General features: G+C 38.9%; 33 protein-coding genes, 2 tRNA genes and 2 pseudogenes. 28 read left to right on the top strand and 9 right to left on the bottom strand.

Features of this window, described 5'->3' with window-relative positions:
* Positions 1-15: 15 nt before the first annotated feature.
* From ACQV1I_RS21950 to ACQV1I_RS21930, 5 genes are all read left to right on the top strand, one after another.
* Positions 16-564, top strand: a complete 549-nt coding sequence (locus ACQV1I_RS21950; protein ID WP_116335395.1) for an N-acetylmuramoyl-L-alanine amidase — start codon at positions 16-18, stop codon at positions 562-564.
* Between the two features lie 130 nt (positions 565-694).
* Positions 695-991, top strand: coding sequence for a helix-turn-helix domain-containing protein (locus ACQV1I_RS21945; RefSeq protein ID WP_094702890.1), 297 nt, complete (start codon positions 695-697; stop codon positions 989-991).
* Positions 961-1,854 carry an IS3 family transposase gene (locus tag ACQV1I_RS21940; protein WP_116335481.1) on the top strand — a complete coding sequence of 298 codons (894 nt, stop codon included), beginning with the start codon at positions 961-963 and terminating at the stop codon, positions 1,852-1,854. The genes ACQV1I_RS21945 and ACQV1I_RS21940 overlap by 31 nt, the downstream gene beginning before the upstream one ends.
* A gap of 295 nt (positions 1,855-2,149) precedes the next feature.
* Complete coding sequence (locus tag ACQV1I_RS21935) at positions 2,150-2,479, top strand: DNA methyltransferase (RefSeq protein ID WP_268878080.1); 330 nt, start codon at positions 2,150-2,152, stop codon at positions 2,477-2,479.
* A complete protein-coding gene (locus ACQV1I_RS21930; protein WP_268878081.1) occupies positions 2,433-2,813 on the top strand; it encodes a DNA-methyltransferase in 381 nt (126 codons plus the stop codon). Before ACQV1I_RS21935 ends, ACQV1I_RS21930 begins: the two co-directional genes overlap by 47 nt.
* Positions 2,814-3,190: 377 nt before the next feature.
* Here ACQV1I_RS21930 and ACQV1I_RS21925 read toward each other — a convergent pair whose 3' ends face one another.
* The gene (locus ACQV1I_RS21925) at positions 3,191-3,877 is read right to left on the bottom strand and encodes a hypothetical protein (RefSeq protein ID WP_116334904.1); all 687 of its coding nucleotides are present in this window, start codon (positions 3,875-3,877) and stop codon (positions 3,191-3,193) included.
* Positions 3,878-4,147: 270 nt separating this feature from the next.
* Between ACQV1I_RS21925 and ACQV1I_RS21920 the strand changes: the two are divergent.
* The 6 genes and pseudogenes from ACQV1I_RS21920 to ACQV1I_RS21895 form a co-directional block, all read left to right on the top strand.
* Positions 4,148-4,264 (top strand): annotated as a pseudogene (locus tag ACQV1I_RS21920) (YolD-like family protein); the annotation flags it as partial.
* 185 nt (positions 4,265-4,449) lie between these two features.
* Positions 4,450-5,295, top strand: coding sequence for a hypothetical protein (locus ACQV1I_RS21915; RefSeq protein ID WP_438769792.1), 846 nt, complete (start codon positions 4,450-4,452; stop codon positions 5,293-5,295).
* A gap of 180 nt (positions 5,296-5,475) precedes the next feature.
* Positions 5,476-5,706, top strand: a pseudogene (locus tag ACQV1I_RS21910) (YolD-like family protein); the annotation flags it as partial.
* Between the two features lie 459 nt (positions 5,707-6,165).
* A complete protein-coding gene (locus tag ACQV1I_RS21905; protein ID WP_116334907.1) occupies positions 6,166-6,783 on the top strand; it encodes a hypothetical protein in 618 nt (205 codons plus the stop codon).
* Between the two features lie 202 nt (positions 6,784-6,985).
* Positions 6,986-7,240, top strand: coding sequence for a helix-turn-helix transcriptional regulator (locus ACQV1I_RS21900; protein WP_116334908.1), 255 nt, complete (start codon positions 6,986-6,988; stop codon positions 7,238-7,240).
* A 42-nt stretch (positions 7,241-7,282) separates the two neighbouring features.
* Complete coding sequence (locus ACQV1I_RS21895; protein WP_116334909.1) at positions 7,283-7,504, top strand: DUF7667 family protein; 222 nt, start codon at positions 7,283-7,285, stop codon at positions 7,502-7,504.
* Positions 7,505-7,747: 243 nt separating this feature from the next.
* Here ACQV1I_RS21895 and ACQV1I_RS21890 read toward each other — a convergent pair whose 3' ends face one another.
* From ACQV1I_RS21890 to ACQV1I_RS21880, 3 genes are all read right to left on the bottom strand, one after another.
* Positions 7,748-7,990 carry a tyrosine-type recombinase/integrase gene (locus ACQV1I_RS21890; RefSeq protein ID WP_116334973.1) on the bottom strand — a complete coding sequence of 81 codons (243 nt, stop codon included), beginning with the start codon at positions 7,988-7,990 and terminating at the stop codon, positions 7,748-7,750.
* A gap of 181 nt (positions 7,991-8,171) precedes the next feature.
* Entirely contained in the window at positions 8,172-8,294 is a 123-nt protein-coding gene (locus ACQV1I_RS21885) for a hypothetical protein (RefSeq protein WP_268878082.1), read from the bottom strand.
* Between the two features lie 120 nt (positions 8,295-8,414).
* Entirely contained in the window at positions 8,415-8,621 is a 207-nt protein-coding gene (locus tag ACQV1I_RS21880; RefSeq protein WP_094700921.1) for a hypothetical protein, read from the bottom strand.
* A gap of 102 nt (positions 8,622-8,723) precedes the next feature.
* Here ACQV1I_RS21880 and ACQV1I_RS21875 point away from each other — a divergent pair, with 102 nt between their 5' ends.
* The 3 genes from ACQV1I_RS21875 to ACQV1I_RS21865 all read left to right on the top strand — a co-directional run bounded on the left by ACQV1I_RS21875 (position 8,724) and on the right by ACQV1I_RS21865 (position 9,870).
* Positions 8,724-9,044 carry a hypothetical protein gene (locus ACQV1I_RS21875; protein WP_236645886.1) on the top strand — a complete coding sequence of 107 codons (321 nt, stop codon included), beginning with the start codon at positions 8,724-8,726 and terminating at the stop codon, positions 9,042-9,044.
* 43 nt (positions 9,045-9,087) lie between these two features.
* Complete coding sequence (locus ACQV1I_RS21870; RefSeq protein WP_236645887.1) at positions 9,088-9,381, top strand: hypothetical protein; 294 nt, start codon at positions 9,088-9,090, stop codon at positions 9,379-9,381.
* A gap of 150 nt (positions 9,382-9,531) precedes the next feature.
* The gene (locus ACQV1I_RS21865; protein WP_116334910.1) at positions 9,532-9,870 is read left to right on the top strand and encodes a YolD-like family protein; all 339 of its coding nucleotides are present in this window, start codon (positions 9,532-9,534) and stop codon (positions 9,868-9,870) included.
* 114 nt (positions 9,871-9,984) lie between these two features.
* Here ACQV1I_RS21865 and ACQV1I_RS21860 read toward each other — a convergent pair whose 3' ends face one another.
* Complete coding sequence (locus ACQV1I_RS21860) at positions 9,985-10,392, bottom strand: helix-turn-helix domain-containing protein (RefSeq protein WP_094700924.1); 408 nt, start codon at positions 10,390-10,392, stop codon at positions 9,985-9,987.
* Positions 10,393-10,918: 526 nt separating this feature from the next.
* Positions 10,919-11,941, bottom strand: a complete 1,023-nt coding sequence (locus ACQV1I_RS21855) for an alpha/beta hydrolase (protein ID WP_236645888.1) — start codon at positions 11,939-11,941, stop codon at positions 10,919-10,921.
* Between the two features lie 183 nt (positions 11,942-12,124).
* Here ACQV1I_RS21855 and ACQV1I_RS21850 point away from each other — a divergent pair, with 183 nt between their 5' ends.
* From ACQV1I_RS21850 to ACQV1I_RS21805, 10 genes are all read left to right on the top strand, one after another.
* Positions 12,125-12,658, top strand: a complete 534-nt coding sequence (locus tag ACQV1I_RS21850; RefSeq protein ID WP_018673416.1) for a hypothetical protein — start codon at positions 12,125-12,127, stop codon at positions 12,656-12,658.
* Between the two features lie 177 nt (positions 12,659-12,835).
* Positions 12,836-13,927, top strand: a complete 1,092-nt coding sequence (locus ACQV1I_RS21845) for a GerAB/ArcD/ProY family transporter (protein WP_094700926.1) — start codon at positions 12,836-12,838, stop codon at positions 13,925-13,927.
* A gap of 400 nt (positions 13,928-14,327) precedes the next feature.
* Positions 14,328-14,681, top strand: coding sequence for a hypothetical protein (locus ACQV1I_RS21840; RefSeq protein WP_116334911.1), 354 nt, complete (start codon positions 14,328-14,330; stop codon positions 14,679-14,681).
* A 123-nt stretch (positions 14,682-14,804) separates the two neighbouring features.
* Positions 14,805-14,897, top strand: a tRNA-Ser gene (locus ACQV1I_RS21835).
* A 28-nt stretch (positions 14,898-14,925) separates the two neighbouring features.
* Positions 14,926-15,001, top strand: a tRNA-His gene (locus ACQV1I_RS21830).
* Between the two features lie 166 nt (positions 15,002-15,167).
* Positions 15,168-15,929, top strand: coding sequence for a suppressor of fused domain protein (locus ACQV1I_RS21825; protein ID WP_116334912.1), 762 nt, complete (start codon positions 15,168-15,170; stop codon positions 15,927-15,929).
* A gap of 226 nt (positions 15,930-16,155) precedes the next feature.
* Positions 16,156-16,665, top strand: coding sequence for an NfeD family protein (locus ACQV1I_RS21820; RefSeq protein ID WP_116334913.1), 510 nt, complete (start codon positions 16,156-16,158; stop codon positions 16,663-16,665).
* Between the two features lie 36 nt (positions 16,666-16,701).
* Positions 16,702-18,264 carry a flotillin family protein gene (locus tag ACQV1I_RS21815; protein ID WP_018673421.1) on the top strand — a complete coding sequence of 521 codons (1,563 nt, stop codon included), beginning with the start codon at positions 16,702-16,704 and terminating at the stop codon, positions 18,262-18,264.
* 217 nt (positions 18,265-18,481) lie between these two features.
* A complete protein-coding gene (gene copZ, locus ACQV1I_RS21810) occupies positions 18,482-18,688 on the top strand; it encodes a copper chaperone CopZ (RefSeq protein WP_116334914.1) in 207 nt (68 codons plus the stop codon).
* 51 nt (positions 18,689-18,739) lie between these two features.
* On the top strand, positions 18,740-19,075 hold the full coding sequence (locus tag ACQV1I_RS21805) for a metal-sensitive transcriptional regulator (protein WP_094700930.1): 336 nt from the start codon (positions 18,740-18,742) through the stop codon (positions 19,073-19,075).
* A 132-nt stretch (positions 19,076-19,207) separates the two neighbouring features.
* Here the strand turns inward: ACQV1I_RS21805 and ACQV1I_RS21800 are convergent, their stop codons facing one another.
* From ACQV1I_RS21800 to ACQV1I_RS21790, 3 genes are all read right to left on the bottom strand, one after another.
* A complete protein-coding gene (locus tag ACQV1I_RS21800) occupies positions 19,208-20,218 on the bottom strand; it encodes a BMP family lipoprotein (RefSeq protein WP_018673424.1) in 1,011 nt (336 codons plus the stop codon).
* A gap of 86 nt (positions 20,219-20,304) precedes the next feature.
* Positions 20,305-21,330 (bottom strand): BMP family lipoprotein, encoded by a 1,026-nt coding sequence (locus ACQV1I_RS21795; RefSeq protein WP_116334915.1) that lies wholly within the window; start codon positions 21,328-21,330, stop codon positions 20,305-20,307.
* 299 nt (positions 21,331-21,629) lie between these two features.
* The gene (locus ACQV1I_RS21790; protein ID WP_104031968.1) at positions 21,630-22,070 is read right to left on the bottom strand and encodes a Mov34/MPN/PAD-1 family protein; all 441 of its coding nucleotides are present in this window, start codon (positions 22,068-22,070) and stop codon (positions 21,630-21,632) included.
* A 45-nt stretch (positions 22,071-22,115) separates the two neighbouring features.
* Here ACQV1I_RS21790 and ACQV1I_RS21785 point away from each other — a divergent pair, with 45 nt between their 5' ends.
* The 4 genes from ACQV1I_RS21785 to ACQV1I_RS21770 all read left to right on the top strand — a co-directional run bounded on the left by ACQV1I_RS21785 (position 22,116) and on the right by ACQV1I_RS21770 (position 25,510).
* A complete protein-coding gene (locus ACQV1I_RS21785) occupies positions 22,116-22,973 on the top strand; it encodes a DUF72 domain-containing protein (RefSeq protein ID WP_116334975.1) in 858 nt (285 codons plus the stop codon).
* Between the two features lie 40 nt (positions 22,974-23,013).
* A complete protein-coding gene (locus ACQV1I_RS21780; RefSeq protein WP_116334916.1) occupies positions 23,014-23,841 on the top strand; it encodes a sulfite exporter TauE/SafE family protein in 828 nt (275 codons plus the stop codon).
* 72 nt (positions 23,842-23,913) lie between these two features.
* The gene (locus ACQV1I_RS21775; RefSeq protein ID WP_018673429.1) at positions 23,914-24,234 is read left to right on the top strand and encodes a YunC family protein; all 321 of its coding nucleotides are present in this window, start codon (positions 23,914-23,916) and stop codon (positions 24,232-24,234) included.
* A 184-nt stretch (positions 24,235-24,418) separates the two neighbouring features.
* Entirely contained in the window at positions 24,419-25,510 is a 1,092-nt protein-coding gene (locus ACQV1I_RS21770; protein WP_201747436.1) for an HD-GYP domain-containing protein, read from the top strand.
* The last annotated feature ends 24 nt before the right edge of the window (positions 25,511-25,534 follow it).

Raw genomic sequence — 25,534 nt, 5'->3', positions numbered from 1 at the left:
ACGGACACTCCCCTAATGCCCCCACAGCGCACAGCAGCGGTTAAACAAAGCGGGGCCAAGTTTTGTATCTCCAATCACATAAACGCTGGTAGAGGCGAAGGTGTCGAGGCGATCCACTCGATTCATGCGTGCGAAGAGCTTGCGAAAGTACTTGCCCAGTCCGTTGCAGATTGTGGTCAAAAGTTCCGTAAAGCCTATAGCCGCCAAGGGAATGGAGGCACTGACTACTATTTCATGCATCGAGATACTGGAGCGGTAGACACAACTATTTTGGAATATGGTTTTATCGACAATATGGGAGATGCTGCACGCTTAGAATCTAACTGGAAGACGTATGCGGAGGCTGTTGTCAAAGCATTTTGTGGATACGTTGGCCATCCGTATAAACTAAAAGGAGGAGCTGTAGCTATGAGCGATTTAGATAAATCACTAGAGGCACTCGTAAAAGCTGGCGTCATTAAAACTCCTGAGTATTGGAAAACCAATGCCGTTCAAGGTGGGACGGTAAAAGGTGACTACGCTGCCACACTAATTCATAGCATTGCTAAAAAACTGGGGGTATAAGGATATAAATAGCAATTGTGAATGCCTTTCAAAGTAAAAAAAACCCTTTGCTTTTTGAAGTGCACCCCTTAAAGTAGACATTGGAAAAAGCCCCAAGGTTATCCGATGACTTTAGGGGGTGTATTTTTTTATGGCGGTTAAAGGACAAAAATTTAAAAGTTATCCAGAATCATTGAAAATGGAAGCTATTCGTTTACACATTGAGGAAAAGTGGACGTATAAACAAATTGTAGAGCATTTGGAAATTCAGGACAAAGATCGCTTAAAAAAGTGGATGAGAAAGTACAGACAACAGGGTGAGTTTGGACTTCTAGATCGACGCGGACGTCGTCAGGCCTATATTGATCAGGATAGGTATGTCCAAAAACTGAAGCGCGAGAATGAAATCCTAAAAAAGTGTTTGGAAATCTGGATGCGGGGGGTGTAAGGAAGAAGTATCGAATTGTGGAGAGTTTGTCTACAATATATCCAATTACTGAGGTTTGTAAGGTGTTAGGAGTTTCGAGAAGTGGCTATTACAAGTACCTCTCTACTAGAAACTTGTATAGGGATAAATCGATGAAAAAACGGATCAGAACGATCTATGAACAAAGAAAAGGAATATATGGATATCGCCGAATTCAGGCCGAACTGTTACGCCAATTTGGTTGTAGGGTTAATCATAAGAAAGTATTACGCATCATGCAAAATCTGGGACTCAAAGCCATCATTCGCCGTAAACGTGCCTATATGACTGCCCATCAAGCAAAGGTATCGGATGGACGTGTTGCAGATAATTTACTCAAACGTGATTTTACCGCTCAAGAGCCTAATCAAAAATGGGTAACTGACGTTACCCAATATCGCATCGGTGAAGAACGTATCTACCTTTCTGCAATCAAAGATTTATGTACGCATGAGATTATCGCTTATCATATCAGTACTCGAAATGACAATGCGCTTGTTCTAGAGACTTTTAGGAAAGCATTTGAAATGCAAAAAGACGTGACTGGTTTGATCGTTCACAGCGACCAAGGTTCCCAGTACACGTCCCATGCATACCACGACATGCTGCCTACGGTTGGCGCCCAAATCAGCATGTCCCGACGGGGCAATTGCCTAGACAATGCCTCGATAGAAAGCTTCTTTTCTCATTTGAAAACCGAAGCCCTATATCCCTATGATATACGAGATCTTCAAGATGCTCAAAGGAGAATTGAAAATTACATTTATTTTTACAACGAAGAACGTCTTCAACTGAAGTTAAATAAACTGACGCCTAGTGAATTTAGGCGTCAGTTAGCGGCCTAACGGCCGGGGTTTTTCTTACTGTCTACAAAACGGGGGCTTGACCATTTCGGCAAGGGGCAATTCCAGATACCAATGGAGGTGAGTGTGTCATTTCATCCGATCACTACAAATCTATGCTAGATAAATTAAGAAAGTTCGCCCTTAGTTAAAAAAATAGGTACAAACCTAGAAACAATAGATTATTACGAATCACTTTAAACACAAAACAAACTAGACAAAATGCCGTCCAAGCGATAGGCATTTTTCTTTTCCCTACTACGCACACATAATTTACTACATCATGGGAGCTGACACGATGATTTTTAACATGGATTGCATAACTGGAGCAAAACAATACCTACAAGACGAAACTATAGACCTACTCATTGCCGATCCACCTTACAATCTAGGTTTTGGTGGCACTACACAAACCAAGACGAAGAAGCCTAGATTTAACATCATCGCAAACGATCAGCTACACCCACGAGACTATCAGCGATTCACTTTCCAGTGGCTCAGAGAAGCGTATAGAGTTTTGAAGCCAGGTAGACATATTTACGTGTTTATCGATTGGCGCATGTATCCACTCTTGTATTTGGATGCAGCGCGTCGGATTTACGATAAAGAACTGTCTAGTCTGGAATAAAGTACACATGGGCATGGGCTGGCAATACCGCTATCAGCATGAATTTATCATATTTGCTGTAAAGGGGAAGAACAAGGTACGTCGGGTTTCGAATCGTCGTGCTACAGACATCTGGCCAATACCAAAAGTAGCAGGACAAAAAATGATTCACCCCACCGAAAAGCCGGTTAATCTTATGGAGAGTATCATTCTGAACAGTAGTCAGGAAGGGGAAACGGTAGCGGATTTCTTTTTAGGATCTGGTCCTGTGGTTGAGGCAGCATACAAGCTTGGCCGTAAAATAACAGGCTTTGAAATAGATGAGGTTTATTTTAATTTAGCTCGACAAAGATAATGGGAAAGCCCTCTGACGGAACAATTCAATGTAGACCGTCAGAGGGCTTTTTTTGTTTCTGTGGTATTAGCGGTAATTCTATCCTTTTCTTTGGTCAGCTATTACTTTAATAGTGAAAACCAAAATTAAAGTAATAACGAACAAATTGTTTGTTGCATGTTCCATTGATATTTGTTGCCAAACTAAAATTGAAATAAGAAGCAAAGAGAAAACAATATAGGCTATGTTCTTTGAAAACACAGACTTTAACAGGAATAAAGTTACAACAGCACCTATTAATATAATAAACAGCATTATATTAAATACACCGAATATGATAAGTCAACACTCCTCTGTAATACCTTGATGGAATAGTGTATGTTGATCTAATCAATATTTTACCATGCATCTTTAGGATTTGTCGAAATTGTAAAATAGCCGACATAATGAATGTTTATTGTAACCCCATAACCTTCATTTTTATGGTTAATTTCGTTTGCAATGGCTACCATTCCAGTTGACAAAGCATACGAAATAGCTTGTACAAGTTTTGTTGGTGGAGAAGGAATCAACCCAGAAATCGCAGTAACACCTGCTGTTACTGTCCCTGCTTGTGCCCAAGCATTAGCTACGTCTCTAGTATCCCTATCTGTCATAGTAAATGCGTATCCCCACCAGTAGTAGTTTCCGAAAGATCCGAGTGCCGCAACTTTCGAACCCTTTTCAGTAGGGGTAGATAGATCTTTTTTATCTACTGAAAGCTCACCATCTTCTACTTTAATGTCACCGGACTCTATTGCATTATTAACAGATGCAGCACCATTAACGTATACCTCGTAAACTTCTTTTCCAACTATCTCTTTGGCAGCAGGATCAACGTGTACCAAGCCATCTTTTCCTACTTTAACATAATCAGACATTACAGTAATATTTCCAATAACTTGTTCCTGTAATTTAGATTCAACTGAGGATTCAGCTTGTGACGATGAACTAGATACCTCAATGGGGGAAGCAGCCAGTCCAGTAGTGGCGGTTCCCATAATAGTAGCTAAAGACAATGCACTTGCTAGAATCGTTTTTTTCATAACATCATATCTCCTTTGGTTTTAAAGTTAAAACTCAAAACTTTTAGAATATTTGTATTTACAGTTAAATATTACCATATAATCAACAATATACAAGCCCTTTTATCAAAAAATGACATAAAATTACTCGATCTTAGAGCCTGTTAGGGGACAGGATACAGCAAATACCGCACCTAGCCTGAAGATAAACATGTAATTTATAGCCATTGCTTAATCTCCTCACTATCTAATAGAATAAGAACACATATTCGTATTTGAGGAGTTGTTTTGATGGCTAGTAAAATTCTTGATCCACTTGTAACGAAATTTATCTTGCCAGAACATGCAGAGATGTTACGTCAGCATCACCTAGACAAACAACTTGTGCCTAAGCCGATTATTAAAGATTAAAAATAATACCAGATATCTCCAGCAACAGCGGCCTTTGGGAGTTCTAAAATAGAAAAGCCATCCTCAGCTTTCCCACAACTTTTCCTTATGGTGTACATTCATTTAACATACTCCATTAGTAAATTGTTACTTGTAAGAAGTTCTTCTTGCAAATCAACTATGAATGAAGGAGTTTGATTCGAATGAATAAAAACGCATCGAAATGGATGATCGGAGCATTAGCCCTTGCAGTGTTTGCGCCAACCGCGGCTTTTGCGGCAAGTAATACAAACGTAGAGACAACAAAAGTAGAACAAACTTTTCAAAAACGTGTACACTATTCCCTAGAGGATAGACAAGCTAATCAGCAGGAATTGATGAAGATCATCAATAAATATAATCCTGATCTAGCTGACGATTTCCAGAAGCTGTTTGATCAGCAGGAAAAAATGATACAAATGGATGAAGAAACGAAGACAAAGCTAGATGAAATTCGTGAGCAAGTAAAGGATGGCACGTTAACAGAAGAGCAAGCAATGGAGAAAATGAAAAATCTTGGACTACTGGAAGGCTTTGAAAAGGGTAAGGGTAAAATAGTTAATAACCTAGATGAGGAAACAAAAAAGAAGCTTGATGAAATCCAAGAACAAGTGAAAGCTGGAACACTAACTGAAGAACAGGCAAAAGATAAAATGGAAGAGTTAGGAATCAAGCAACCTGTTCTTAAAATGATCAACCCTGATGAAGAAATGAAAAAGCAACTGGGTGAAATCCGTGAGCAAGCGAAAGAGATGGAGAATGGGATCCATGAAGGCATCAAACTTGACGTAGAAACAATGAAAAAACTGGATGAAATCCAGGAGCAAGTGAAAGCTGGAACGCTAACCGAAGAACAAGCAAAAGAAGAGATGGAAAAGCTAGGTATCAAGCATTTTGTTCGTGAAGGAAAAGAAAATATCATGGAACAGATCAAAGCAGCCGCTGACGCGGATGATGCTGATACCGTGAATAAACTACTACAAGAGTGGTTAGAAAAAATGCAAGGATAACAGCTATGTTATGTAGCATGGTTACTGTTTACATACATGGAATGGGCGGTTAAAAATTTTTTAAAAGCATCCCTTTTGTAGATCACGCACCCCTTAAAATCAGGGGTGTTTTTTTATTTTTTTGCACTTCCCGTATTTGGCAAACCTTAATATCTAGAAAGTTAGTGTATATTTTTTTAGCTTGAAGAGGATGAACTAGCCGAGTTTTGTTACAGGATATCTGACTCTCGACAGTATGACTACGCCCTTACAATTAGCTGGTGGAAAGAAACAAAAGAGGGTAGAGGAGTAATTGAAACAGCTTGGGGATGGGTAGATAAGTTTGATTCAACGTTTAAACAGATCAAATTAAAGAACGATGAGGATTTCTGGCGGATACCTGTAGAAGATGTCGTTAATGTGCAAGCCTAATCAGCGATACCTTAAAGTGAACAAACTTTAATACTAATCGGAACAACCGGATACAGCAAACCCGCCAATAAGTTTGGCGGGTTTTTTATTAAACGGAATTTGATTTGCAAGTTTTGCTTTTAATCACGAAATGATATGCAAAAAATAAAACAGTCGAAATCAAAGGATAATAAAAAAGCTCAACAGATTTAAACATCAATAAAGCAAGTAAAGAAGCTACCAGTGTACCAAGTACGCCAAATAAGAGACGACTTTTACTTACATGATAGCAAATGATTCCTAAGATCAGGGGGATCAAAACATACATGAGCAAACTTACTACTAGTACCATTTATTACACCGTCCTCTCTTATAACAATATATACTCAATTTTCATAAAATAAAAGCTTGTTTATGAATTATATTCCAATTATAATAAAATTTGTGATAATAATTTCAAATATTTGGTTTATGAGGTAAATGATAAAAATTTTTTTGAGGTCTATATTTAGTTTTGTAATGGTTGCATGTTTATTTTCTGTACAAGCAGGTGGTGTATCGGCTCAGGAGGATGATAGCAAGGCTCACGTACAATTTTCAAAGGAATTATTGGAAGAAATGAGACGACTTTCTGAGGTCAATCCAGTAGGTCCTAAGAAACCAAGAGTGGAATATCACCTATCAAATGGTTATAAAGTGGTAAAAACATATTCAGAAAAACCAATCAAACAGCCGCGTGGGATTACCCAGTATGCTGACTCTGTGAGTAGTAAAACTACGCTTGAGTACACAGAGCAAATTTGGGTTGGTGGCCTAAATGTAGCTCAATTTAGAGGCGCCTGGAATGTGACTCTCTACCGTGATGAATCAGGGGTTACAATTGACTCATGGGATTATTTCACTGTGAACTTAAGAGGAGAGGGAACTTACTCCAAATCAGAGAAACCTGACATTAAACGTGCTAGCGGTACTATGAGAAGTCCGGCTATTGCTCGCAGTTATGTGACTTTTACGACAAAATTTTACCAATCTGATGTAATTTGGGAGGTCAAAATTTCACCTGACAAATCAATCTCCACAAGGTTGATCGAATCATAATTACAAACAGATACCAACCCCCTCCAACAATGAGCTAAGGAGGGGGTTCTTCTATTTAAAGAAATTCTTGAATATGTCAAACGATGTCTTTACGATAAACCTTACCCTCTCAACTCCAGTTAGTTATCATTCATCAAAACCTCTGTTTCTTCGCTAAAGGATTCGACAAGCCCTAAAGTGAAGTGAGCTATGGGGTGATTTTATGATCTGCTATCTGAAAGCTATCCTGGTCATGTTGGACATGTCACAGCAGGAGTTGGCTGACACACTTGGAGTAAGCCGAAATACCATCACAAGCCTTGCTAGGAATAAGTCAGTGCCTAATCTAGCGTTGGCTTACGACATAATGGATGTATTGAATGCAAGAGCTGCTGAACAGGGATTACAAAAGCAATGGACAATTGAACAAATTTGGGATAGAAAAAAATCACAGTTGGACATGCAAAATCAAAGTTAACTGTGCATACACTGTACCATCAAGATTAAGGAGCTGGTGGGAATGTGGATCGTTCATCAACGTATGGCAGAGCTTTGGTTTATCAATAAGACGAGAGACCTTACTGACTCGGAAATGACAGAAATGAGCCATTGTCTAAGTGCAAACGCTAAAAGAGCTTGGGAGATTGCAAAACTCAAAAACTTATCTTTGATAGCCAGTATGACGAACGATATGGACTGGCAGCACGAATTATGCTCAAGGATAGAGAAGATAGAGGGCTGAAATGAAAAGCCCCTCTACCATTTTAAAGTGACGTGATACCACTCTTGATACCGTTTTTTCGTTTAAATAATGATTTTCGAGTTAAAAAGGGTTGCGCCAAACGGTATAAAAGTGCATTTTATGCGGTTCTTGGTTTTAGTTTCGCGAAAGAATAGTCGAGATGGAGGGAAGTATCGGATAACCTTGTTGTATCAAGGGTTTTCGGCTTCTGGCATAGGGTTTGTCCGGAATTTGCCCGGAATTTTAAAATTGAACATACCGTTCGTACTGACTCAAAGCGTCATCCTCGATCTTCTTGGTGACGTGGAGATATGTATCAGCGGTTACTTTAACACTTGCGTGTCCGAGTCTCTCGGACACGCATTTTATATTTACGCCCGATTCGAGAAGATGGACGGCATGGGAGTGCCGTAGAGCATGCGGAGATAGGATAGTAACACTTGCACGTTTGCATACTTCTTTTTGGTTGATTCTATGCCGTTTCATGAGCTTAGGTACGACGACAACTAGCACGTATTCTGGTATGGTAACAAGACCCTCTACGGCGGTCTATAGCTATACGCAAAACTATCGCTATTCAGTAACCATTGAGTATTCCGATAACTCTAATCCAACACTTACCCTTTCATCACTAATTGACAACCCAATCCTTACGGAAAATACCACATTAAGCATCCAGGGAAATGCGTCTGATGTCAACAAAGACAACGTAGTCATAATTAAATACCACATCAACAACAGCACCACAAGGGTGTTGCAATCGGGAGTATCCAACGGTAGCACGTCCCATAAAGAAGCACCTCCTTCGAATCATATTGGAAATACGATTCAGGAGGTGCTTTTTCCTCGTCTCAATTTACTGGGTCACTTCATAATAAACCGTTGGAGGGCTATTTTTGATGTGAAGGGATCATTTTTTATCTTTAGAGACGAAGCACAAAATACTAATAAATACGGATAAACCGATTAATATGAAAATAAAGTCAGGGGGGCCTCCACGCGAAAAGTTACCTGATGCAGCTTCTTTTATTGAGTTGGCTATTTCATGTAAAGAGTAGACAATTGCTACTGTTAAAAACGAAAAGCCTAATAATAGAAAGCCTACTAATTTATTCAATAAAACACTCCCTTTATTATTTGCATTTACTAGAAATAATGGTAACTATTAATAAAGATTATAAAGCTAAGCTCATTAATACTATCTTTACTGTTAGTTGGGGTGGTTTCTGTACCAAATGGAACCTTATCAGCTGCCGAAAAAACTCTAAACGTACAAATTGCAAATGACGAAAAAGAGTTTCTAAAACTGCTTAAAAATAGTAATAGCAATAAGTTGAGCGAAGAGAGCGCCAGAGTCACAGCTACTGTTGCTAATGCTGAAAAAGTATCCGTTGATATAATGGATGAAAAGTCTAAATTTTCTTTAAAAGAAGAATTCCCGGGTAATCTTAAATATTTTGGCGTAATTAATTTTGATGGGGATAAGTCACCTAAAAAACATAGAGATTTTAAACCCGCAGCCACAAACCACGGACAATAAAACCAGTATAGATATTGGAATACCTGGGGGAGTTACTTGGGAAGTGGACACAGGTGGCAGTGTTGATATTGAGACCAATTTCAGCCCTTCTAAAAATACCGTTACATGGGACGTAGTTAACGCTTCTTTTCTTTGGCAGGATTTCTATGTGATGAAGGACTTTGGTTTTACCAAAGGAGTGGAAATAGAATCTCCTAAGTCTAACAACGGATTCAACATGAAAGTATACTATAAGATATGGCATAACGAGCCTTACATTGGAATTGATTATGATGAATACTGGGATGATAATATCATCTATGACGAGAACAAAGAGGATTTGGATTTCAAAGACTAATCAAAATACCACGGTGAAAGATACAGTGAACCCCTGCCAGCTAAATATGGCGGGGGCTTTAATTTTGTAAATACCATTTCTAACCATTGCATAATCTCCTCACTATCTAATAGAATAAGAACATATATTCGCATTTGAGGAGTTGTTTGTATGGTTAGCAAAATACTTGATCCGCTTGTAACAAAATTCATCTTGCCAGAACATGCCGAAATGTTACGTCAGCTTCATGAGGATAAGAAGCTGATCGAGAAACCGATCATTGAAGAGGATGAGCTAGCCGAATTTTGCTACAGGATATCTGACTCTCGACAGTATGACTATGCTCTTACAATCAACTGGTGGAAAGCAACAAAAGGGGATAGGGGAGTAATTGGATCTGCTTGGGGCTGGGTAGAGAAGTTTGATTCCCAATTCAAACAGATTAAGCTGAAGAATGACGAGGATTTCTGGTGGATACCTGTAGAGGATGTAGTAGGTGTGGAATCCTAGCCCAGCAGTACCACTTAGATTTACATACAATGTATCGCTGTGGGAACAGGGATACAGCAAACACCCCATCGAATAAGATTTATGATGGGGTGTTTATGTTATTGTCGAGTAGCCTTAACTAAGTTTCTGGCTATCCCACCAACTAAAAATGGATTTTATTATTTTATTAAAGTCATCATAAAAAACCATTGTCAGAACTCCTAATATTGTTATTAATGCTGAAATTGATCCAGCATTAATAAACAACCCTATAAACATAATAACAAATCCTACGTACAAACCAGTATCTTTGTTATCGGCGATGATTATCTTTTTTTTGAAGCTCTCGTTTCCTTTTATTAACTCATCTAGTGTTACATTGTATAACTCGCTAAGTAAAATCAAATTATCAATGTCAGGATAGCTTTTGTCATTTTCCCATTTATAGACAGCTTGTCTAGTCACACCAATTTTTTGAGCTATATCTTCTTGTGAAAGAGACTTTAATTCACGGAACTTTTTCAATTGCTGACCTAAACTCATTTCATTCATCCCTTTTTGTATCATCATTGCATATAAAGAAATAATTAGTAAAGAAACCATTGGTAACAATGCATGTAAACTAGTGGTTTACATCAGCAAATCCCGCCAGTATCGACCAAGCGGGGTCTTTTTTCGTCAAAACCTCCATTTACTCGTCAAAGGATTCGACATTCATAGAAAAGAAGTGTTGTAATGAGGTGTGGTAATTTGCATTGTATACGCGATTGTGGAAATATCTCTTTAAAAGTGATATGGAGCCAGTCCACCCAACACTTATGTCGTCTTTGAATCCGCATATTTTTCTGCGGATTCTTTTTCATTTCTTTTAGCATTTCTGCACCGAACGTAGGAAAAGGTACAAGAACGATGAAGTATTTTGGTGGCTACCTGTAGAAGAGGTGGTGAATGTGGAAACCTAACAGTAACTTCTTCATTTACATACAATGTATGGACTGAGGAACAGGGTTACAGAAAAACGTTAATGAATAGCGGTAAAAGGGGTTGTCATATTTTCAGTGATTTAATTTCACCTATTCCTATGCTTATTCAAAAACTCGATTGTTTTTTCTAATGTTTTTTCAGCATGAGAAGAGGAAAAATCAAATTGATACTCATGACCTAATTCAGACTTGGTTCCTTCAAATAAAACACTCTCCACTTCTACGTTATTTATTTGGAGAACATCTATAAGATCTGCTGAATGTGGTGCAAGAGGATCAGCATCTCCAACTGTCAAAAAGACAGGTGGATAATTAGGTGTTATCTGTTTAACTGTTGATATTTCATCTATTTTAGAGAATGATTTGATATCTTTTTCCCCTGTATATGACCAAAACATTGTATTAAAAAAAATCTTTCCTAATGTAGATGCATGAGGGTTATCAAATCTGTACATGTTATAAGGTCCGCAAAACAAGAGAAGGCCTTTTATTTGTTTGTTATCAATATGAGGCTGTATGTCCATTGTTTTTGCTAGTTTTTCATTAGAGATTACTGCTGCAGTTTGACTAGCGATTTGAGCACCCGCTGAATCACCTCCAATGAACAAACGATTCATATCGCCTCCGTATTGAGCAATATTCTCTTGCAAGTATTTCAGAGCTTGATTTGCTTGAATTATTGGACCAGGGTACTTTTGAGCTGGTGCAATTGCATAGTTTATATTTGCCACTACATATCCTGCGTAAGCTAGTGACATCCCGTACTCCTGTGTTTGTTCTTTACTACCTGATATGAATCCACCTCCGTGTATCCACATAATAACAGGAAGATTTTTATTGGAATTTTTGGGATAGTAAATATCTAAAATACTATTTTCAAGTCCAGCCTCGTCATAAACAATATCTTTTTTTACAACAACTTGCTTTTTAATCGTTTCAATGTTTTTAGGTGATGCAAACGGTTTTGCTTCGAATATTTGTTTGATTACTAGAGCTTTAAGGGCAGGAGTAAACTGATTAGTAACGGATATAAGTAATATAGGAATGACAATGATAGAGATCAGAATCATCCATCGTTTTTTCTGATAAAATTTTTTCTTTGTTGTCAACTGTGTTTCACCTCTTTTTCTGTTAGTTATTATCTTCCACGCACCCATCAAACATGTATCGATGTAGCTACGATACTCTATCATGTACGATTTCCATTGTTAATGTTGAAAGGGGGGCTGGATATTATTTATGCTAAACAAGTGTAAGAATAGATTGAACCTAGAAAATGGAGGCTTGTCTCAATGGAAGAAATTTTGGAACAGGTAGCAAGGCTAGCAGAGCAACTACATCGGAAAAATATTTCTTTTGCCTTAGGTGGTAGTACTCTGTTATACAGCTTAGGACTGGAAAAGGAATTTCGCGATATCGATCTCACCACTGATGCATCAGTAGAACAGTTGAGGGAAGCATTAACGGAGTATCCTGTGAAAGTAGAGAATTCTGGTGATGGTATTTATAATACTCATTATCGTTTATCAGTGGAGTTAAATGGGAAGGATATTGATTTTATGGGGAGTTTTTCAGTGAAAACAAAGACAGGTATATGTTATCTCCCTTGCTTACCAGCTTATGAATGGAGAGGTATTCCAGTATGTGCTCCTGAGGTTTGGGCTGTAGCCTATCAGCTGATAGGACGTATTCAAAAAGCAGAAAGAATATATGGATATCTGGAAGAGCATGGTACCAATCAAGAGGTTTGTAAACGATTATTAGAGGAACCGTTGCCTGAAGAGGTGAAACAAAGAGTACTTTCTTTAACCGATTATAGTTCATAACCTTATCCTAGGCTCTAACAATCAATGCTACTGTCTTACATAAGCTTATTTCTTGTCTAGTGATAGGAATATCCTATCCTTTTTCTGCGGATATTACTTTTATACACAGGTTATACTCTCAAATTTCCTGCTAGCGAACGGATAAGGAAGATGTTTAGAAATAGGAGGGACATGTTAGTGCCTACGTTCATGAAGAAAGAGATTTCTCTCCTACATTTTATTTTAATCTTAACTAGCATCGAGCTGGGAGCAAGCATTTTGACGCTTCCTGCAGAGCTTGCGCAGGAAACTGGAACGGATGGCTGGATCTCCATTATCATTGGATATGTTCTTGCTACAGTCGTTAGTTTATGTATTATTAAGGTCATGTCAAAACATCCAGAAAAGACAATGCAACAAATACTCAATATCTATTTCTCCTCTTTAGTAGGGAAATTTATTATAGTTGTCTGGATTATATATGCCTTTATCAGTGCATTCTCTATTTTTATTTCGAGTATCTACATTATTAATGAATGGATACTCCCAAATACATCTAATTATTTTATTGCTGTTCTATTTCTTGTTCCCATCTTTATGGCAGTACGTGGTGGCATCCGTATGATTAGCGGATTTCAGGTTGTCGTGTTTTTTTCAACTCTATGGTTATTACTGGTTCTCCTTTTTCCGTTACATCATAGTCATATCATGTTTCTGTTACCAATCCTAAAAGAGGGCTGGGGACCTGTTATTCAGGGCGTAAGGATCTCAGTTTTTGCCTTCTTAGGCTTTGAATTGTCATATATCTTTTATCCATATATCAAAAATAAACAATATGCAGTAAAGGGCATTATTATTGCCAATTCAATCACTTTGCTTATTTATTTACAAATCACACTAATTTGCTATGTAGTTTTTAGTCCTGATGAAATTACAAAGTATATCTGGCCTACTCTAACATTGGTGAAACCGATACGCTTCTCATTTCTGGAGCGTTTTGAAATTGTCTACGTTTCTTTTTATATCCTAATCTTTTTATCATCGGTTATTCCTTATCTATTTTTTGTTACAGAAAGTATCTCTGAGCTTATGAAAAGAAGAAGTCGGTCACATTTATATATGGTTTTAGGTATTTTTATAGTGAGCTATTTGTCTTATCAACCGCATTTTACGAACATAAACTTGTTTAATACCATTTTGCCTCCTTTTTCTTATATCGTAGCTTTTGCTTTTCCTGTCTTCTTGTGGCTATATGTGATGATCGTATCGAAGAGAACAGACAAAGAGTAAGTAATGAAAACAACCGGTTCCAGTAAGAAATAATCTGTAAGCGAGGTAGTTCATAGAATGAGCTACCTCTTTTTAATGGAATAAGTGAAAGAATGTGCAGGATTGATTTGCAGTAGGATGCGCCATAACGAAATCTCTGTACTGATTTTGCTATACAATTCTCAAGTAGTGACACAAAAACAGTGATCTAATCTGGTCACTGTTTTTTTTTTGCATCCGATGCCGTATACAGAAACAGAGGAGTATATATTCAGGAAGCGCTAGCTGTATATAGTCAGCGTTAGGTATCGGGAAAGGTTGGAATAGACATCTAACATATTTGAACTGTTAATCTGCTAGTGAATTCCGGAAGAATATGGTAGAATATTGAAAAAGTGTTAATGGCAAGGTGTTGGTTAGCATGAAATTTATTCAATCTCCTATATGGAATTTAATGGCAATTATTTTTTGCTCTCCGTTATTATTTCTCACAATGTATATGGATTACAAACAAGGTAGCGCATGGATGTATTTAGTGTCCATGATCTTATTGCCCTTGTGTGTGAATAAATTCAGATATATTTTGGGGGGCATTGCTATTTCAATGGCTGTAACCATAGTCCTTTCTCACTATTTTATGGGTGGAAGCGATGCTTACTTTGAGCCATTGACAGCAGAGCTGGTCGCACTAATTCTTTCCGTGTTGTTTGCTTTTCCACAATTGCTGTTATACCAGGTGATTAAGCTTGTTTTTCAAAAAGAAAGATCAGAATAAATTGAAAAAAATGGCGGTTACATCTCATTCGGTAACCGCTTACACTATTTATTTTAGAAATACAATAAAAACCCTTGTATTTTTAAAATAAATCTGCTATATTAGTTCTTGTATGAAACATATGGACAGGTGTCCGAGTGGCCGAAGGAGCACGATTGGAAATCGTGTAGGCGGGGTCGACCCGTCTCGTGGGTTCAAATCCCACTCTGTCCGCCATTTTACTTTATCTCTAATTTCATACATGGCGGTCGTGGCGAAGTGGTTAACGCATCGGATTGTGGCTCCGACACTCGTGGGTTCGATTCCCATCGATCGCCCCATCTTATTTTAAAGACATATAACTGCTACGATTAAAACCCCTTTGTTGTTCAAGGAAACTTGAAGACAAGGGGTTTTTTGATGAATTCGAGTTTCTTTTGGAACTGTATTTATGTTGTAGCATAGGCTTATATAAGGAGAATAATGATAAGTGGGAGGGGGAGAAAGATGTTTGTACTTAAAATAATGCTACTGATAATCTCGTTTCTGCTACTGCTTTTCTTTCTCTATCTCTTATCTAAGAAGAAAGAGTGTACCAAACAGCCAGAAATGCTAAAGGTCTGGATGGGTGTAGTCGAGCAGGCGGTTGCCGAGGTAGAATCTCACCCTACACAACATTCTCAGAAACACAGGTATCCAGAGATTGATAATGATGAGCCGAAAAATAAGCAAATAGATGTGACTTTGCGAAAGTGGATCAAGTCACATTATCAAGCATTCTTTCATGACCAACCAGTTGACCAGTTTTCTATCCACCAAAATAAAGATGAGATAGCAGTGCTTCTTTACCCGTGTAATCGCAATCGCGGATGGTTTACTTATGCAACTTGTGGCTGCGCAACAAAGAATGGCTCAGAGTATATAATTAGCACCTATGAAAAACATAAAGAATTGCCGATACTTATTGAACAGATTATACAGCAGGCAATAGAAATAAGTAACTCTACTAACGAGCAACTCTTTCCTAGTAGTCGTTCATTTGGGACCCACAATGGCTTTACACATGTTATTTGTTTACCTCCTGTTTTTGAAACAGAAGGGTTTGCGCATTTTATGGATGGAAAAAGGCTTGTAAGTATATACATGTTGGTTCCTTTATGGCGCACTGAAGCCGAGTTTGTAAAACAAAATGGTTGGTCTGAACTGGAAGCCATCTTCATAGAAAATGATGTAAACACATTAGAATGGAATCGAGCCTCTGTCATCTAAATTAGATGATTCAGAGGTTTCTTTTGTATGATGAGAAAGTATAGAATGAAATAGGTATGATAAAAGCACAAACGACCTCACATTAAAAGGAAGGAAAGCACAAAAAATGATGGAAATTATCTGGAAATTTTGAAACCGTATGCCAATCGAAACGTATAAACAAGTGCAAGATAAAATTATTGCACCCTTTTACGCACTTGACTCAATTATAGGATGAGGTGTTTACATGGGGACATGGGATATTATTTTTCTTAGTTGTATAGGACTTGGATTCTTGTTTGCTATTGTGCTGCTGTTTGTTGATCATAGTCACGCTCTAACAGGTGGTGTTGAGAGCCCTGTTTTACAACCAGTTTGTGTTGTGAGTGCGATTACGGCTTTTGGTGCTTGTGGTTTTCTTCTACATCGTTTTACATTGCTTTCAATTACAAGTGTAGTATTGCTTTCAGCTGGTAGTGGTCTATTACTTGCTGCAGCGGGGTATTTTATCTGGATTCGCCCAATGAAAAACGCTGAAAATTCTACAGGTTACTCAATTTCCCAACTGGAAGGGCAAATTGGAGAAGTGATTACAACTATCCCTGCAAGTGGATATGGTGAAATTATTATTACAATGCTGAGTGGGACTAGTAACCAAATCGCGTCCAGTCAAGATCAGGTTGTTATTCCTCAAGGTTCTCGTGTCATAGTTGTCAAAGTAGAGGATCATGTTCTACAAGTGATTCCCTTTGAATAAATGCTTTATGAATACATATAGAAAGGATGTTTGCTGATGGATTTTGACATCATTGTGCTTGGACCCATTATTGCTGTGATCGCTGTTTTTGTAATCATTGGTATTGCGTTTTGGGCAAGATACAAAACGGTAGGTGCAGACGCAGCAATGATTGTAACAGGGAGTGCACTTGGGAGTAAGAACGTATTAACTGATGAATCAGGCAACAAAATTAAAATTGTACGAGGTGGGGGTACGTTTGTCCTACCAATTTTCCAGCAAGCGAACTTTTTAAGCTTATTATCACATAAGTTGGATGTATCTACGCCAGAGGTTTACACTGAGCATGGTGTACCTGTGATGGCCGATGGTGTGGCAATTATTAAAGTTGGTGGATCTATCGAAGACATTGCCACAGCAGCAGAGCAATTTATGGGTAAGCCAGACGAGGCGCTACGCTCTGAAGCACAAGAGGTACTAGAGGGGTATCTACGTGCTATCCTGGGAAGTATGACAGTAGAGGAGATCTATAAGAATCGAGAGCGTTTTGCCCAGGAAGTCCAGGCAGTGGCTGCCAAAGACTTGAAAAAGATGGGTTTGGCTGTCGTTAGCTTTACCATTAAAGACGTTCGCGATAAAAATGGTTATTTGGCTGCACTAGGTATTCCGCAAATCGCAGCAGTGAAAAGAGATGCTAGTATTTCTCAAGCAGAAGCTGATAAAGAGTCTCGTATCAAGCAGGCCCAAGCCGAAGAGCATGCTAAAAAGGCGGAATTATTGAAAGAGACCAACATTGCTGAAGCAGAAAAAGAGAAGGAGCTCAAAATTTCGGAGTTTAAGCAAGAACAAGACAGAGCACGTGCTACAGCCGATCAGGCGTACTCCTTGCAACAGGCTAAAATGAAACAACAGGTTACCCAAGAGGAAATGACTGTAGACATTGTACGCCGTGAGAAAGAGATCGAACTAGAGGGAAAAGAAATTCTGCGTAGAGAGCGTCAGTATGATGCAGAGGTGAAGAAAAAAGCGGATGCCGATCGCTATGCTGTAGAGCAAGCGGCTGAAGCGGAGAAAGCGAAAAAAATGCGTGAAGCAGATGCTAAAAAGTATAGTATCGAGGCAGAAGCGAAGGCTCAAGCAGAGCAAAAGCGCTTAGAAGGTCTTGCTTATGCTGATGCAGAAAGAGCACGTGGTACAGCGGAAGCGGAGGTAACTCAACTCAAGCTGGAAGCTGAAGCAGAAGGGAAGCGTAAACTGGCTGAAGCTTATGAGAAGTTTGGTCAAGCGGCTGTATTAGATATTGTTGTGAAGATGTTGCCTGAATTAGCAGAGAAAGTCGCTGAGCCAATGAAAGCAATCGATAAGGTAACAATTATTGATACTGGTGGTGGGCAAGGAGACGGTGTAAATCGTTTAAGTACCAATGTCACTAAATTAATGACTCAATTACCGGAAATGCTAAAGGATGTCTCTGGCTTAGATATGAATGAGATGATTGAAGGCTTCATGAAAAAAGGGAAAGCATCAGTACCAGCAGATGTAAATCATGCTGACGTAGAAATGATTCAAGGAGCTCCTGATGTTAGTAAGCTAGATGATCAGATTCAACAAGAGAAATAGGATCGTAAGCAGCTTTTTCAAATGGCTGAAGCTATAGCGTTTTTTAGAGATTTATTAGTTGTACGAACCCTTCTACCGCGTTTATTGAGGTAGGAGGGTTTTATTATGTATAATAAAATCTAACAAGAAGGAAATACCCTTTACATACACTAGGGGGGTATAGTACTATATAGGAGAATAATAGCGGAAGTAACAAAAGGAAGGGAGTCTGAGCAAGATGGAAAATGTCGTATTACAAGTACAAGGTATGTCGTGCAATCATTGTGTGCAAGCGATTGAAAAAGCTGTAGGTAGTTTAGCAGGTGTTGCTTCAGTAAAGGTTAGATTGTCTGAGGCAGAGGTGGATGTAGCATTTGATTCGGCAAAAATAACAGTAGAAGCGATTAAAGAAACAATTGATGACCAAGGATATAATGTAGAATAATATAGAATAACGTATACAAAATAGAGAATAAGAGAAAAAGGGGGGAATGAAATGGAGGTAGATAATCAACAGCTTCTACCTGATGAAAAGGAAAAGGGATGTTGTCAGGAGCGAACTAGTCATCATTCCGAAAAGCTAAAGGGGAATCTGCAATCACGGCTGAATCGAATTGAGGGACAGGTTCGCGGCATTAAAGGTATGATTGAAAAAGACGTCTATTGTGACGATGTATTAAACCAGATCGCTGCTGTTCAGTCTGCGCTCAACTCCGTAGGTAAAATGCTTTTGGAGGGTCATATGAAAAGCTGTGTAGTTGAACGCATCCAGGAAGGCGATCAGGAAGTTATCGATGAGTTGCTAAAAACAGTGGCAAAGCTAATGAAATAAATAGTACGGATATTAGCCTGCTATTAAAAAGAAAAGCTCTCTTTCGTGTGTATTTGAAGTCACAGAAAGAGAGCTTTTTTATCAGGAGTAAGTATAACAAGAAATCTGTGGTATAAGAATAATCAGCCTATGCTATTGAATCTTAATTTCACCGCTGATAATCTTGTTGCGGAATTCCTCTACTTTTTTCCAAACATCCTCAGAAATATTTTTACGGGAAGACTCAGATAAGCCTACACCATTTTCTTTTAGACCAAGGGAAAGGGTTTTACCACCTTCAAATTTACCAGTCATGTAATTGGTAGCAACTAGATAAGCTGCTTCGTCTACACGTTTCATCATCGATGTAAGCGTCACGTCATCCCCGAATACAAGAGATTGGTCCATATCTACGCCAATAACCCACACGTTCTCACCTTTGCCTTTACGTGCTTTTGCCTCATTAAATACGCCGTCTCCGGACGCACCAGCCGCGTGATATAAGATATCAGCACCTTGATTGTATAGTGAGGATGCAGCGGATTTACCAGCATCAGGTTTATCAAATGCACCAGTGTAGATAGCATTTACTTCTACGGTAGGATCAGCCGCTTTTACCCCAGCTAGGAAGCCTTTTTCAAAGCGTTTAGTAACAGGGATTTCAATACCACCAACAAAGCCGACTTTCTTTGTTTTTGATGTTAATGCAGCTACGACTCCAGCTAGGAAGGAACCTTCCTCCTCTTTAAATACAACAGAAGTAACGTTTGGAGCTTCTACGACGGTATCAATAACAGCAAGCTTTGCTTCAGGATTTTCTTTTGCTACCTTTTGTACATGTTCCATAATTGGGAATCCGATTCCAAATGTTAAGTCCCATTTTTCTTTCACAAATTGGTTAAGATTTGGAATAATATCCGCATCGGAGCTGGATTGTAGGTATTGTACTTCAGCACCTTTATCCTTGTTTACCTTTTGCAACCCTTCCCAGGTACCTTGGTTAAAGGAGTTATCATTTACGGTACCTACAGAGGTTACCATTCCGATTTTTACATCGCTTTTAACATCCCCAGCAGGTGTTGTTGGTTGTTGTTTGCCACATCCACTTAGAGCTAAAGGTAGTACTAATAGAAGTGGTAGCGCACGGCTAATCATTTTTTTCATGTTATTTGTACCTCCAAAGAAAATGAGTAAAGAACGGCATTGCCGTAGCATAAAGCTAACAGAAATGCCGTTTTTATAAAAAGGTTTTACATCTTGTCTGGTACTGTAATTTCACCATTAATGATCTTTTGTTTAAACTCTTCAATCTTTTTCCAAACGTCCTCAGAGATGTTTTTCTTTGTGGATTCAGCTAGTCCAACACCGTTCTCTTTTAAACCAAGAGATACAGCTTTTCCACCTTCAAATTTACCATTTAATAGATCAGTGGATACACGGTATGCAGCTTCATCAACACGTTTGATCATAGATGTCATTGTGATATCTTCACCAAATACTTTGGACTGATCCATATCTACACCGATAACCCATACGTTTTCGCCTTTAGCGCGACGGTCTTTTGCTTCGTTAAATAAGCCATCTCCTGTAGAGCTCGCTGCGTGGAACACAATGTCAACACCGCGGTTAAACATAGAGGAAGCAGTAGATTTTCCAAGGTCAGGTTTATCAAATGCACCTGTGTAAAGAGAAACGATTGTAATATCTGGTTTAGCTGCCTTTGCACCTGCTGTGAAGCCTGCTTCAAAACGTTTGATTACAGGCATTTCAATACCGCCAAGGAAACCAATTTTGCCCGTTTTACTACTTAGTGCAGCTGCTACACCTGCTAGGTAAGCCCCTTCATGCTCTTTGAACACGATGGATGTTACATTTGGTGCGTCAACAACAGAGTCAATGATAGCGATTTTAGCTTCTGGATTTTCTTTTGCTACTTTTTGTACATGTTCAGACATTAAGAAGCCAACACCAAAAGTTAGATCCCATTTCTCTTTAATAAATTGATTTAGGTTTGGAATGATATCACTGTCACTTGCAGATTGCAGGTATTGAGTTTCTGCACCAGTGTCTTTTCCAAACTTTTGCAAGCTTTCCCATGTCATCTGGTTAAAGGAATTATCGTTAACGTTACCAGTAGCAGTAACCATTCCTACTTTTATTTGTTTTTTTGCTTCTCCAGATGCGTTACCGGATTCAGGAGCTTTTGTTCCACAGCCGCTTAGAGCGAGTGAGAATGTCAAAAGACCAGCACCGAGGATCGAATAAAGCTTTTTCATGATGAAAAATCCTCCCTTTTGTCTCTGCTAAGTTTTGTTTAAATTGGGCAAACGATGAAATTCTATCAGACAAATAAACAAACGTCAATTGTTAGATTATTTACTAAACGAAGCCCGTTTCAAAAATCTATTGTTATTCTGCTCATTTACAAGGGGGGTTATGTAACGTCCGCGCATTTGAGGATTGTCGAAAAAAGGAGTAAACTAATATGGAAAGAATTTCTGCCGGACAAAATAGGCGTGGGCAATTGGAGAAATTTATACGAGTGTAAAAGCTAATCAGAGGAGTTTGGGAGCTGTTAGATTATCGCGTATGAATGCTGTTGTATATGTCCCTGTCTGATTTGATATAAAGCTAAATCGGGTTTCTCAGATGCAAATGACAAAATCCAGTAGGAAAGATCCGGATAATGCCATCCATGTATGTCTAGGGAGGAAGGGACGGCTGGAGAGAGCGGATGTGTGTGCAAAATGCCAAGCCAGCTTTCATGTTGTTCTTTCATGTGAGCCATGCTTTGAAAAAAGATAGAAGGACTTAACAAAAAAGTATCTGTGGAGGCAACTTCCGAAGAAGCAGGATAGAATGACGTAATGATGTTTTGATGACCGCCTAGTAATGCAGTGAATTCGTAAGGTAACTGCTGTTTAGCTGCTTCAAGTAGTTGGGACACTAGTGTTTTTGAAATAAGAATCGGCTGATCAACATGGGAAAAGGGAGAGCCCAATAACGTGTGTTTCATAACTACAAATTCTCCTTTGAGATTAAAGTGAAAGAAGGTTTTCTCTTGAGCAAAAACCAAAACATTCAAATTGGCGTATGCGGCTGGGGAGATCATGATGATTTATACACGCAGGGTGTGAAAGCCAAAGATAAGTTGTCTGTTTATGCCAGCCATTTTCCTATTGTAGAGCTGGATAGCTCTTTTTACGCTATTTTACCACAAAAAAATTATGTGACGTGGGTAAAGGAAACCCCTGATGCATTCCGTTTTATTGTGAAGCCGCATCAGGGGTTGACCGGTCATCAGCGTGACATCGAGCGTGGTGAAAAGCTAGAATTATATAAGAGTTTTGAAGATAGCATTCAACCACTTGTTGACGCAGGGAAATTAGAGACACTCTTGTTTCAATTTCCACCTTGGTTTGACTGTAAACGTGAGCATGTGCAATACGTTCAGTATTGTGTTCAGTATTTTTCACGTTACTCTGTCTCTGTCGAATTTCGACATCAAAGCTGGTTTGAGTCTACTTGGAGAGAAAAGACATTAACCTTTTTGCAAAATCTGGGTGCTGTTCATGTTGTCTGTGATGAGCCGCAGGTAGGGTCTGGCTCTGTCCCTATTGTTACAGCGGTTAGCTCTCCTAAACAGGCTTTGGTTCGCTTTCATGGGAGAAATAAGGCAGGTTGGCGTGATACTGGTGCGCCAAATTGGCGAGATGTTAGATATTTATATAGATATAGTGAGGAAGAATTACAAGAATGGAAACCTAGGCTACTAGAATTAAGCCAGCAAACGGAACGTGTCATCGTGCTATTCAATAATAATTCAGGGGGCGATGCTGTAGCAAACGCCAAACGAATGATGCAACTATTGGATATTGATCCAGATGGATTGAATCCTCGACAACTTGAGCTTTTCTAACAACATTTTGGCGTTGTACGCCCAGGAAGAGGCCTAAATCATGTTAATTGCACTCTTTATTTTATTGTTTATGTTTATTGGGCTGTTTGCAGGTGTAATGGGGAGTCTGGTCGGTATTGGCGGAGGAATGTTTTTCGTTCCTGCCTTACTTTATTTTGGCAATATGTATGACCCAGGTAGCATTACGCCACAAATTGCGAGCGGTACCTCGCTATTAGTCATTGCGATCACAGCTTTATCCTCAAGTATTAGTTTTTTAAAACAGAAAAAAGTGGATGTGCAAGCGGCTGTACTATTTTTTATTGGTAGTGCACCAGGAGCAATTGTTGGAGTTTATGTAAATAAATGGATGAATAGTGACTCGTTTTATCTATTGTTTGGTTTGTTTCAAATATCAATGTTTATCTTGTTACTGATTAAAGATAAATTCAAACCAAAAACGAACCAATGGAAGATTGTTAAAACCTATCTGGATGAGCAGGGCGAGCAGCGAACCTACGGCTATAACCGTACATCTGCTATCATCATTGCCTTTTTCGTCGGTGTCATTTCATCTCTGTTTGGGGTTGGTGGAGGAATTTTGATGGTGCCAGCGCTCTTGGTCCTATATCGTTTCCCTGCGCATATGGCTACGGCGACCTCCATGTGCATTATCTTTTTATCGGCTGTTGTTGGTTCAACGACCAATATTATAAACGACCATATCCAATGGTTTTATGTGCTTGGTCTAGCCCCAGGAGCATGGATTGGGGGATCAATAGGAGCTATTGTGGCAAATAAATTAAAGGGTAAGACCTTAATACTCCTGTTGAGAATTATGATCTTAGCGATTGCTGTTCAAATGATTTATAAAGCTTTAGTAGCGTAGCCTGTAACATTCTGTTTCGAAAAAACACCCCTTCTCTCTTTTGCTCATATCGTAAAAGAAAGGAGGAGTACGATGATTGAAATGAAACCGATTTATTTTAACGCGGGTGTAGCTCAGGCCATTACCGTTTACTTGCCAAAAACGACGTTGCTGGTTGTAGCGACGGACATTGGATATATCATGTGTGGTGCGCTTGATGTTGGACTATTAAATGAGAAGTTAGCACATCGAGAAATTATTGCAGGCCGTGCAACAGGAGTAAAAACGATACAAGAACTATTGGATGCTCCTTTGGAATCAGTGACTTATGGCTCAGTGGCTTTGGGTATAGAGATAGGTACAAAAGGTAGCGATGCCATTGAACTCATGCTCTCTCATGAACAACGAACATAAGCGGAAAAAACCTCCTAATTGCCTGTGGGCCTAGGGGGTTTACGATGATGGACAAGCTAATAAGCCTTAGCCAGACTTCTCTTTATTTCATATGAATAGTAAATATAAACCTCCTTTTTGACGAAATTACTAATAGGTATATAGATATAATGGTTCTAGAACTAGGAAAGGCTTGGAAAAACTAATGCGATTATTGTCCATCACCCGCTGTGAAACGGGCATGAAGCTTGCACGAAGCATCTACAATAGTAATGGTACAATTTTAGTGGGAAACGGCGTTACTCTCACCCAGAGAATGATCGGACGTTTAGCAGAAATGAATATTCATTCCATTTATATTGAGGATGAGGATACTGCTGATATTCTTATAGATGATATTATCTCCGACCAGACGCGACGGGAAGCGATGGGATTTATCCATAAGTCATTTGAAACCTTTCGTGAAGATCCTAAAAAATTTAGACAAGTGTTTGCGGCAGAAAAAATGGGACTGCGTGTTCGAGGCGTGCTCATGAATCTGATTCATGAATTAAAACATAATCATTCAGCAATGAATTTACTAGGAACGGTGTGTGGTGTCGATTCCTACGTGTTTGTCCATTCCTTTAACGTAACAATTTATACTGTATCAGTCGGATTAAAAATGGGGTTAAATGATAAGGAAATTGCTGATTTAGCCTTAGGGGCTATTTTACATGATGTAGGTAAAATGATGATACCGCCTGAAATATTAAATAAGCCGGGGCGTTTGACTGATGAGGAGTATGAGATTGTCAAGCAGCATACCGTAATCGGATTTGAATTATTACGAAAACAAATAGGAATTCCGTTACTAGCTGCACATTGCGCATTTCAGCATCATGAAAGAATTGACGGGAGCGGCTACCCCCGTCAATTAAAAGAAGCAGAAATTCATCCATATGCAAAAATTTTAGCTGTATGTGATGTGTTTGATGCTTTAACAAGTCATCGGGTTTATCGTCGGCCGATGCTGCCACATGATGCTACGGAGCTGTTGTTTGCAGGATCAGGGACGCAATTTTGTAATAATGTTTTAGAAAAATTTCGCAATGCGATCTCTATTTATCCAGTTGGTTTGGGGGTAACGTTAAGCTCCGGTATCTCTGGTGTCATCATAAAAAATAATCCGGGATTTCCTTCAAGACCAGTTGTACGGATTTTAGAAAACGAGGCCCACGAAAAAGTACATCCATTTGAAATCGATCTAACTACGGAATTAAGTCTAGTCATTTCTGATTGTGAGCCACTTAGCTAAAAAGCTTATTTTTGAAAAAGTAAA

The organism is Brevibacillus sp. JB24b, from assembly GCF_051713385.1.
In the GTDB taxonomy this organism is placed as follows: Bacteria; Bacillota; Bacilli; order Brevibacillales; family Brevibacillaceae; genus Brevibacillus_B; species Brevibacillus_B laterosporus.
This window is presented reverse-complemented; position numbering and strand designations above follow the sequence as displayed.

Excerpts from the sequence above, each read along its gene's own strand:
- ACQV1I_RS21950 (WP_116335395.1), top strand. The coding sequence starts at position 16 with ATGCCCCCACAGCGCACAGCAGCGGTTAAACAAAGCGGGGCCAAGTTT.
- ACQV1I_RS21945 (WP_094702890.1), top strand. The coding sequence starts at position 695 with ATGGCGGTTAAAGGACAAAAATTTAAAAGTTATCCAGAATCATTGAAA.
- ACQV1I_RS21935 (WP_268878080.1), top strand. The coding sequence starts at position 2,150 with ATGATTTTTAACATGGATTGCATAACTGGAGCAAAACAATACCTACAA.
- ACQV1I_RS21930 (WP_268878081.1), top strand. The coding sequence starts at position 2,433 with ATGCAGCGCGTCGGATTTACGATAAAGAACTGTCTAGTCTGGAATAAA.
- ACQV1I_RS21925 (WP_116334904.1), bottom strand. The coding sequence starts at position 3,877 with ATGAAAAAAACGATTCTAGCAAGTGCATTGTCTTTAGCTACTATTATG.
- ACQV1I_RS21915 (WP_438769792.1), top strand. The coding sequence starts at position 4,450 with ATGAATAAAAACGCATCGAAATGGATGATCGGAGCATTAGCCCTTGCA.
- ACQV1I_RS21905 (WP_116334907.1), top strand. The coding sequence starts at position 6,166 with ATGATAAAAATTTTTTTGAGGTCTATATTTAGTTTTGTAATGGTTGCA.
- ACQV1I_RS21900 (WP_116334908.1), top strand. The coding sequence starts at position 6,986 with ATGATCTGCTATCTGAAAGCTATCCTGGTCATGTTGGACATGTCACAG.
- ACQV1I_RS21895 (WP_116334909.1), top strand. The coding sequence starts at position 7,283 with ATGTGGATCGTTCATCAACGTATGGCAGAGCTTTGGTTTATCAATAAG.
- ACQV1I_RS21890 (WP_116334973.1), bottom strand. The coding sequence starts at position 7,990 with ATGAAACGGCATAGAATCAACCAAAAAGAAGTATGCAAACGTGCAAGT.
- ACQV1I_RS21885 (WP_268878082.1), bottom strand. The coding sequence starts at position 8,294 with ATGGGACGTGCTACCGTTGGATACTCCCGATTGCAACACCCTTGTGGT.
- ACQV1I_RS21865 (WP_116334910.1), top strand. The coding sequence starts at position 9,532 with ATGGTTAGCAAAATACTTGATCCGCTTGTAACAAAATTCATCTTGCCA.
- ACQV1I_RS21860 (WP_094700924.1), bottom strand. The coding sequence starts at position 10,392 with ATGAGTTTAGGTCAGCAATTGAAAAAGTTCCGTGAATTAAAGTCTCTT.
- ACQV1I_RS21850 (WP_018673416.1), top strand. The coding sequence starts at position 12,125 with ATGGAAGAAATTTTGGAACAGGTAGCAAGGCTAGCAGAGCAACTACAT.
- ACQV1I_RS21840 (WP_116334911.1), top strand. The coding sequence starts at position 14,328 with ATGAAATTTATTCAATCTCCTATATGGAATTTAATGGCAATTATTTTT.
- ACQV1I_RS21825 (WP_116334912.1), top strand. The coding sequence starts at position 15,168 with ATGTTTGTACTTAAAATAATGCTACTGATAATCTCGTTTCTGCTACTG.
- ACQV1I_RS21820 (WP_116334913.1), top strand. The coding sequence starts at position 16,156 with ATGGGGACATGGGATATTATTTTTCTTAGTTGTATAGGACTTGGATTC.
- ACQV1I_RS21815 (WP_018673421.1), top strand. The coding sequence starts at position 16,702 with ATGGATTTTGACATCATTGTGCTTGGACCCATTATTGCTGTGATCGCT.
- copZ (WP_116334914.1), top strand. The coding sequence starts at position 18,482 with ATGGAAAATGTCGTATTACAAGTACAAGGTATGTCGTGCAATCATTGT.
- ACQV1I_RS21805 (WP_094700930.1), top strand. The coding sequence starts at position 18,740 with ATGGAGGTAGATAATCAACAGCTTCTACCTGATGAAAAGGAAAAGGGA.
- ACQV1I_RS21800 (WP_018673424.1), bottom strand. The coding sequence starts at position 20,218 with ATGAAAAAAATGATTAGCCGTGCGCTACCACTTCTATTAGTACTACCT.
- ACQV1I_RS21795 (WP_116334915.1), bottom strand. The coding sequence starts at position 21,330 with ATGAAAAAGCTTTATTCGATCCTCGGTGCTGGTCTTTTGACATTCTCA.
- ACQV1I_RS21790 (WP_104031968.1), bottom strand. The coding sequence starts at position 22,070 with ATGAAACACACGTTATTGGGCTCTCCCTTTTCCCATGTTGATCAGCCG.
- ACQV1I_RS21780 (WP_116334916.1), top strand. The coding sequence starts at position 23,014 with ATGTTAATTGCACTCTTTATTTTATTGTTTATGTTTATTGGGCTGTTT.
- ACQV1I_RS21775 (WP_018673429.1), top strand. The coding sequence starts at position 23,914 with ATGATTGAAATGAAACCGATTTATTTTAACGCGGGTGTAGCTCAGGCC.
- ACQV1I_RS21770 (WP_201747436.1), top strand. The coding sequence starts at position 24,419 with ATGCGATTATTGTCCATCACCCGCTGTGAAACGGGCATGAAGCTTGCA.